A 6,906-nucleotide genomic window follows, 5' to 3' on the forward strand; every position below is an offset into this window, starting at 1 on the left:
TTTAGACATCGCCAACCGTTCATTAGCGATCGGTTAAATCGTCCATTGAGAAGAGCGCAGAATCGCCACTTGGTCGAGTAATCGCAATTCCGGCTTATCAGATCCGGTGCTGTATACTCCTTTGACATAACTCTTCATGGCGGCGGGAATTTGGCGATCTGGAGGAAGTACCCGCTCGATGTCCAACCACTCGGTATTTGCGACTGTATGAACGGCGAAACCCATTACGAGTTCTTGTTCTTCGACAATTAGTACCGAAACTTCATTTTGGTCGGTATTTACCAAAACTCGATCGCCCAGAAATTGTCCCAGATCTGCGACCCAAATTACCTGACCGCGCCAATTATAAGTACCCAAGAAAAAAGGTGAAGCATTGGGAATCGGCGTAATTCGATCGAAATAAACGGACATGACCTCGCGCACGCCAGAAGCCGGAAGTGCGAATTCGTTACCCGACGGTACGTCAAATCGCAAACACAATTCTCCGTCGCGGCTGCTCGTACTTACCTCATTAGTTTCTGGGTTATCGTCACTGGTGAGAAAATCTAAATTGAGAACCATTAGACCTATCCTAATTTCGCAATAACTGTTTGATTGTGCTCAGTAATTCGACTGGCTCGAAAGGTTTGCAAACATAGGCATCGGCACCTTGGCGCATCCCCCAATGTTTGTCAAAATCTTCACTTTTGGAACTACATAAAATCACGGGCACATTTTGAGTTTTGGGATTAGATTTAAGCGTGCGGCAAACTTCATAACCATTCATTTTGGGCATCACTACATCGAGCACCACTATATCTGGCACGATTTCTAGTGCCACTTCTACCGCTTGTTCGCCATCTGTGGCGACATTTACTGTCATCCCACTAGCTTGAAGTAGCTCTTTGATCATTTCCCGCTGGGCGGTACTATCATCTACAACTAGAACTGTTTTCATATATCTGCTAATCGATGGGGTATATGGACACTGAAACAGTAAACATTAACAATATGTAATGTGTTTTAAGCATAAAAGATAGATTTCATAAACAATACTCATGGAAACATATTGCTAAACTGGCGGCACGAAAAGTCGATCGCTCTCAACCGCTATAAAGGAGATCGCGACCGCCAACGGTGGCGCAATCTACAGCAGCACAGCCGATCGCAGCCCGATCTGGCACCGACGGCAGTACCATTAGCTCAGAGAGTTTCATGACATCAGATATCGATGATGCATTTATGCCCGCTACATTCAGTTTTCCCACACGATCGCCAGTTTGTTGCATCATCTTCAAGATCGATCGAAAATTCTGTTGAGATTTATGCTGATGACAGTTGGCAGTCAATGTATATATAGTTGTTAGTGATGGCTCTGCTCGATTTGAGGGAAAGCTAAATTGTGAGCCTGCAGAGTCAGAGATCGGCGCGATCGCTACTCATAGCTTGCCGTCACACCATTGTAACTGTGAATTTACATCATCTAGTCCGCCTCCGAGGCGAGATTCACAGCCAAAAACTCGGATAGTCCCCTCCACAAAGTCGAAAATTGAGTATGGCGCATCGATGCTGCTCAAACTGCCTGTTGGCTCAGATTTATAATATGAATTGACTTATTCGATTCTGTATACTCGGCAAAATCTAAATTTATTTATATAAGACAAGGGCATAATAACGTGTTGTATCTAGCAGAAGTCCAAAAGCCAAAATCTGGGTTTAATATCAGCGGCAGAAGTAAAGCTGAACTCAAATTATTGGCCTGTCAGCGTACCGAACAAAATTGGAGTGCGATTCCTAGTGAAGAACTAATCGCTGCTCCGGACGAGGCAAATAACTACAATCCTGGGGTATTAGTCCTCGTAGACATGAATGCCAATCGTCAGATTCAATCACCATTGCGGGACGCTGGCAAACATCTGGTAGGTATTCTCCAAAATCTCTCGCGCCAAATCGAAAAATATAAAAAAGAAGCTGATGAAATCGAAAGTTGGCGGCAATCGTTGAGTCTTCAAAGTCAACAACTACAACTGCGCCAACAAGAAATTTACGAACGGGAAGAAGATTTAGAACAAAAACGCTCCGAACTCGACAGATTGACTCAAGAAGCACAAGCTTTGGAATCGACACTCGAACAACACGAGCAATCTCGGCAAGATTTGGCAACTCAATGGGAGCAATTACGCGAGAAAGAGCAACATTTAGAAAATCAACAACAATCGCTTAACTGTGCTGCTTTGAGCGAACAGCAAGTAGATGAAATTCGGGCAGCTCTCCAGCAATTAGGTGGTAATTCGCACGCCTTTGCTCCCCAACAATTAGAAACTACTGTCACGGAGATTGAAGCCCAACAAGATCTCCTCAATACGCATTGGCAACAGCTTCGTTATCAACAGCAACGGGTGGATGAAACTCAAGCAGAACTCACCCGCCAACAGCAGGAAATCGAACGTGCCAAACAGCAACTGCAAGAATTACAAACCTCACTCGAAGAAACCCAAACTGCATGGGAAATTCAACAGCATACTTTGAGTATGCAACAAGAATATCTTCAGCGTCTGAATGTCCGGATTCAGCTCGAACAAGAAACTTATCAGAAAATTTATCTGATGTCTAAAGGCGGCGGCACTGAGATCGGCGATCTTCAAAAAATCGATCTCGAACAGCTCGAAGCAATGCCGATCGAGGAGTTACAATCGATCGTCGAAAATCTGCAAACCGAAGTCGATCGATCGGTACATTTCGTCCATTTAGAAGAAGAAGAACTCCAAGAAAAACAAGTTGCGATCGACGAACTCCGTCAAGCTATCGCGGTAGCTAATGAGTTCGACAAACTTAAACTGGAAGCCGATTTAGCTGACGAACAAGATGGCTACAATATGCTCGACCATACTTTGGATGGGCAGCGTCAAACGATGCGCGAGCGTCAAAGTTTCTTGCAGATTCACAATCGAGTTTTACGCCAACGTCAGGGACATCCACCCGCAGATGCAGAACGCACTCAAATCGAGTGGGAGTCGATCTTAGGTTTATTGGAGACTCAACGCCAGCAACAGCAATCGGAATTTACTCAAGTGGAAACTGAGATCCAAAATCTGCGGACGACGATCGAACAAACCAAGGCTAAAATCGAACAACAGGTAGAAACTTATATCCGCGAATCCAAGCAAGTTCAGCAGCTCGAACAGCAGCATCAAACGACTAAACAATTATCGATCGAGTTGGCTGCCAAAATTGCGCTGTATCAAGAGATCGTCCCCTCGTTACAAGAGCGGATCGATGCTTTCAAACAACAACTGGGTAACTTGGCAGATGCAGCCGAGCAGCAGCCAGAAAATCAACAAGCGATGCACCATATTGAGTCTTTACTCAACAATTTAGTTCACGGTACGCCGATGAGTTAATCTTTGCTGTGGCCGATCGATCGCTCGCCCAGATAATCTATTACTATTTACTAACCCGATCGGATTGAAAGCTAATTTTAAGCTTTCGATTCGATTTTTGTTAGCTAATGTCAAATTGGATTACGGTGCAATACTGGATTTACTGGTGCTACGAAAACCCGGATCTGGGGCAGGCTGTCTTGTCTCGCTATCCCGGCGGGAAACCCGCCGAGCGCGAATCGCTGACGCACACAAACGGGAGGTAGGCTTGATGCGTCGCTGTCTCGCTAAACCGTCGGGAAACAAAGGCGTGCGCGAGCCGCAACTCCCAACTCCCAACTCCCAACTCCCAACTCCGTTGAAGCCAAGATCTCAAGAAAACAAGAACACGACAAATAAACCACCTAACACCACGATTGCCGTTCCTCGCACCAATAGACTCCAAAACCCAATCCGAGTTCGTCCTTCTGACTTGACATCAATTACCCTTAGCTCCCCTCTGACAACATCAATTTTGGCATCGAGCTTAGTTTCGACATTATTAATTTGTCCCTCCGCTTTGGTAAAACCCACCCGCATTTCCTCACGCAATCCGGCAATTGAAGCTGTTAGATCGGCGATCGCTTTACTGTTGGCATCGATCGCTCTACTATTGGCATCGACAGCATTATTAATTTCCTGGATATCTCGATCTGTGGATTGTGTCATGGTGTTGACTGTAAATTTATGTCTTTAAACGTATCCCTGTGATTTGGACAGCAAGGGGGATACTTTTATTTTACGAGCATTTTTCTTAGTAGAAGGCTTTAGGCTTTAGGTAGAGGGTAGTGGATAGTGAATAGTGGGTAGTGGATAGTGGATAGTGAATAGTGGATAGTGAATAGTTAATATCATTGTCTCCTAGTCCCCTCGTTTCCTCGTCCCCCTCAAATTTGGCCTAAAAACACTCCTAAATCGCTTGTCGTGTCTACCGTCGTCACATAAGCTTGTTCCGCTGGGGTAAAATCTTCCCATGCTGATTGTTGACTGGCGAGTAAATCTACCGTCGCGTCGGCAATATCGCCAGTGCGATGTGTCAATCGATCGCGTAAAACACTTTCTGGTGCCGTACAGTAGACGATCTGAAGCGCGATCTCGCGAGTTGTGGCTAAATCGACCACAGCGGCACGCAAAGACTGTCGATCGTACTTGGCATCCAAAATGACAGTAAAGCCGCGTGCGGCTAATTTATCCCCCAATTCCAGCATCTGCTGATAAGTTTGTGAAGTCATTGCGGGCGTATAAAGACTATCGTCACCTTTAGCCAACAGTGGAATTTTCCCCAGATGCTTGCGTACCGCATCGGAGCGTAGATGTACGCCATTGACTTCCCGTGCAATTTGTTTGCCCAAAGTACTTTTGCCAGCACCGGAAAGTCCCGCCATCATAATTATTCGTCCCTGGCGGCTGCGAGTATATTCCCAAGCCTGACGGTAATAATCTCCCGCCGTCTGAGCTGCGGTGGTGCGATCTTCACTAGCAATACTAGGATCGTCGAGCAAAAATGAGGTGACTTTGGCTCTGACATACGCCTGACGACTCAGATACATCGGCAATACCTGCAATCCTGCCCAATCTCCAGTCTGTTCGGCATAGGTATTTAAAAACCGATTGGCGAAATCTTTGCCGCCTCTAGCTTCTAGATCCATCACTGCAAAAGCCACATCGTACATCGTATCGACAAAGCGAAATGGTTCGTTAAATTCGATGCAATCAAATAAGAGAATTTTGTCGTGCCAACGACAGATATTGCGCAAGTGTAAATCGCCATGACACTCGCGGATAAATCCTCCCGCAATGCGATCGAGAAATAATTGCGAGTGTTCGGTGAGAAAGCGATCGGTATATGCTTTAGTTTCGGCGAACTGCTGTTGAGTTTGGGCGCGTCCGATATATTTTTCCGTCTGGCGATAGTTATCATCGATCGATACTTTAATTCGATCGATTTGCCCAAAGCTACTAATATACTCATCCGTCCGAGAGCGACCGTGAAACTCAGCGACAACTCGCCCCATCTCTTCGATATCTTCAGGTGTGAGCCGTCCTGACTCAAACATATTACTGAGTAAATTTTCCTGCGGAAATTGCACCATTTTTACCGCATAGTCAACTATCTCGCCATCGTTGCCCAAACAATATCGATCGCCATTTTTGGAGATCGCTACCACTTCTAAATACAACTCTTTAGCACCACGTTGATTGAGTCGGAGTTCTTCTTGACAAAAATGCTGGCGTTTGGCTAATGTCGAGTAATCGAGAAAACCAAAGTTAACTGGTTTCTTGAGTTTGTAAACAAATTCTCCCGTGAGTAGGATAGTAGATGCGTGGGTTTGCATCAATTGAATGGGTGCGATCGCCGGATGGGGATAAAATTCCGGTTTTAACATTTGCTGGACTAATTCTGGCAAAGCGGCTTTATTTGACACGATCGATATTTAGTAAAATTTTATTCAGATGCTAGCACGGTAGACTAGGTCGGTTGCAAATCTTCGATCGGGTAAATTTCTGGCTAGTTTACACATCATTACTACATTCGCTAAATTACTAGTGCAGCGTCAAATCTTAATTTTAGGGTGGATGTCTTTTAAGAAGCTTACTGAATAAGGGACTCGGAAATTATCAACCCTAATTTTTAGTCTTGACAATGCACTAGGTCGATATTCCATTTTCAGGCGGAAGCAGATGCGGGGTTATGATTTCGACAGGCAACGTCCCATAGACAGATATATTATCGATTTCTATTGTAAGGATTTGAAGCTAGCGATCGAAATTGATGGCAGCAGTCATGATGGCGAAGCAGAAAAGGTTAATGATGATATTAGACAAGAACGTTTGAAATCTCTGGGTGTGAGATTTTTAAGGTTTACGGATGCTGATGTGAAGCGGAATATGGAAATGGTACTAGATTCGATCGAGCTTTGGATCGACGAATTGAGTCAGTGAGTAGTGGGATCGATATGTTACTGGGTAAATCTACTAATCACGACCCCGATTTGGTTGAAAGGCACAAGTCCAATCAATATACTTTTAATATTCTCTACAATAATCCACCGCGTTTTCCGTTAGGAAAGATAGTCATAATGTTTGTTTTAGCTTGATTTATCTGTGCTTCTGCAACTTTAGCACCTTTCAGATTTGCGCCACATAAATTTGCATCATTCAGATTGGCCTCAAGTAAATCGGCTCCACTAAGATCTGCGCGACTTAAATCAGCATTCTGTAAATTAGCACCATAAAAGTACCCTTTACTCACAATCGCCTGCTTAAATTTAGCATTACTTAAGTTCGCTCTATCAAATTTGCCTTCAGCTAAATTAGCACTGCGGAAATTGATATTAGCACAGTTAGCATTACTGAGCACAATTCCAGGTAGTTGGGCTTTGGAGAGATCGAGACTACTAATATCCATCTCGGTAAAGACTCTCTGACCACGTCGGTATGCACCCAAAACCCCTTGTGCATCTGGTTTTAATCGCTCTCTAGGTGGCACATCCCTACTACGATCGAT

The 6,906-nt window shown here is 44.6% G+C and carries 8 protein-coding genes; 2 read left to right on the forward strand and 6 right to left on the reverse strand.

The features are described 5' to 3' along the window. Positions 1-33: 33 nt before the first annotated feature. The 3 genes from C7B77_RS20195 to C7B77_RS20205 all read right to left on the reverse strand — a co-directional run bounded on the left by C7B77_RS20195 (position 34) and on the right by C7B77_RS20205 (position 1,328). Positions 34-561, reverse strand: coding sequence for a chemotaxis protein CheW (locus C7B77_RS20195; RefSeq protein WP_106308985.1), 528 nt, complete (start codon positions 559-561; stop codon positions 34-36). 10 nt (positions 562-571) lie between these two features. Beyond that, positions 572-937: a response regulator transcription factor gene (locus tag C7B77_RS20200; RefSeq protein WP_015161620.1), complete on the reverse strand. Its 366-nt coding sequence runs from the start codon at positions 935-937 to the stop codon at positions 572-574. Positions 938-1,082: 145 nt separating this feature from the next. Continuing rightward, positions 1,083-1,328, reverse strand: coding sequence for a hypothetical protein (locus C7B77_RS20205; protein ID WP_106308988.1), 246 nt, complete (start codon positions 1,326-1,328; stop codon positions 1,083-1,085). 327 nt (positions 1,329-1,655) lie between these two features. Here C7B77_RS20205 and hmpF point away from each other — a divergent pair, with 327 nt between their 5' ends. Then, complete coding sequence (gene hmpF, locus C7B77_RS20210) at positions 1,656-3,380, forward strand: pilus motility taxis protein HmpF (RefSeq protein ID WP_106308991.1); 1,725 nt, start codon at positions 1,656-1,658, stop codon at positions 3,378-3,380. Positions 3,381-3,731: 351 nt separating this feature from the next. Here hmpF and C7B77_RS20215 read toward each other — a convergent pair whose 3' ends face one another. Continuing rightward, the gene (locus C7B77_RS20215; protein WP_106308994.1) at positions 3,732-4,067 is read right to left on the reverse strand and encodes a hypothetical protein; all 336 of its coding nucleotides are present in this window, start codon (positions 4,065-4,067) and stop codon (positions 3,732-3,734) included. Between the two features lie 218 nt (positions 4,068-4,285). Further along, positions 4,286-5,785 (reverse strand): bifunctional aminoglycoside phosphotransferase/ATP-binding protein, encoded by a 1,500-nt coding sequence (locus tag C7B77_RS20220; RefSeq protein ID WP_106309000.1) that lies wholly within the window; start codon positions 5,783-5,785, stop codon positions 4,286-4,288. Positions 5,786-6,062: 277 nt separating this feature from the next. Here C7B77_RS20220 and C7B77_RS20225 point away from each other — a divergent pair, with 277 nt between their 5' ends. Then, positions 6,063-6,341: an endonuclease domain-containing protein gene (locus tag C7B77_RS20225; protein ID WP_281261376.1), complete on the forward strand. Its 279-nt coding sequence runs from the start codon at positions 6,063-6,065 to the stop codon at positions 6,339-6,341. A 94-nt stretch (positions 6,342-6,435) separates the two neighbouring features. On the opposite strand, the gene C7B77_RS20230 is transcribed toward C7B77_RS20225, so the two are convergent. Then, positions 6,436-6,906 (reverse strand): pentapeptide repeat-containing protein (locus tag C7B77_RS20230; RefSeq protein WP_146138422.1); only part of this gene is annotated, 471 nt, incomplete at its 5' end.

This window comes from Chamaesiphon polymorphus CCALA 037 (assembly GCF_003003845.1).
Taxonomy (GTDB): domain Bacteria; phylum Cyanobacteriota; class Cyanobacteriia; order Cyanobacteriales; family Chamaesiphonaceae; genus Chamaesiphon; species Chamaesiphon polymorphus.

Coding starts and splice junctions, on each gene's coding strand:
- C7B77_RS20195 (WP_106308985.1), bottom strand. CDS start 561: ATGGTTCTCAATTTAGATTTTCTCACCAGTGACGATAACCCAGAAACT.
- C7B77_RS20200 (WP_015161620.1), bottom strand. CDS start 937: ATGAAAACAGTTCTAGTTGTAGATGATAGTACCGCCCAGCGGGAAATG.
- C7B77_RS20215 (WP_106308994.1), bottom strand. CDS start 4,067: ATGACACAATCCACAGATCGAGATATCCAGGAAATTAATAATGCTGTC.
- C7B77_RS20220 (WP_106309000.1), bottom strand. CDS start 5,785: ATGTTAAAACCGGAATTTTATCCCCATCCGGCGATCGCACCCATTCAA.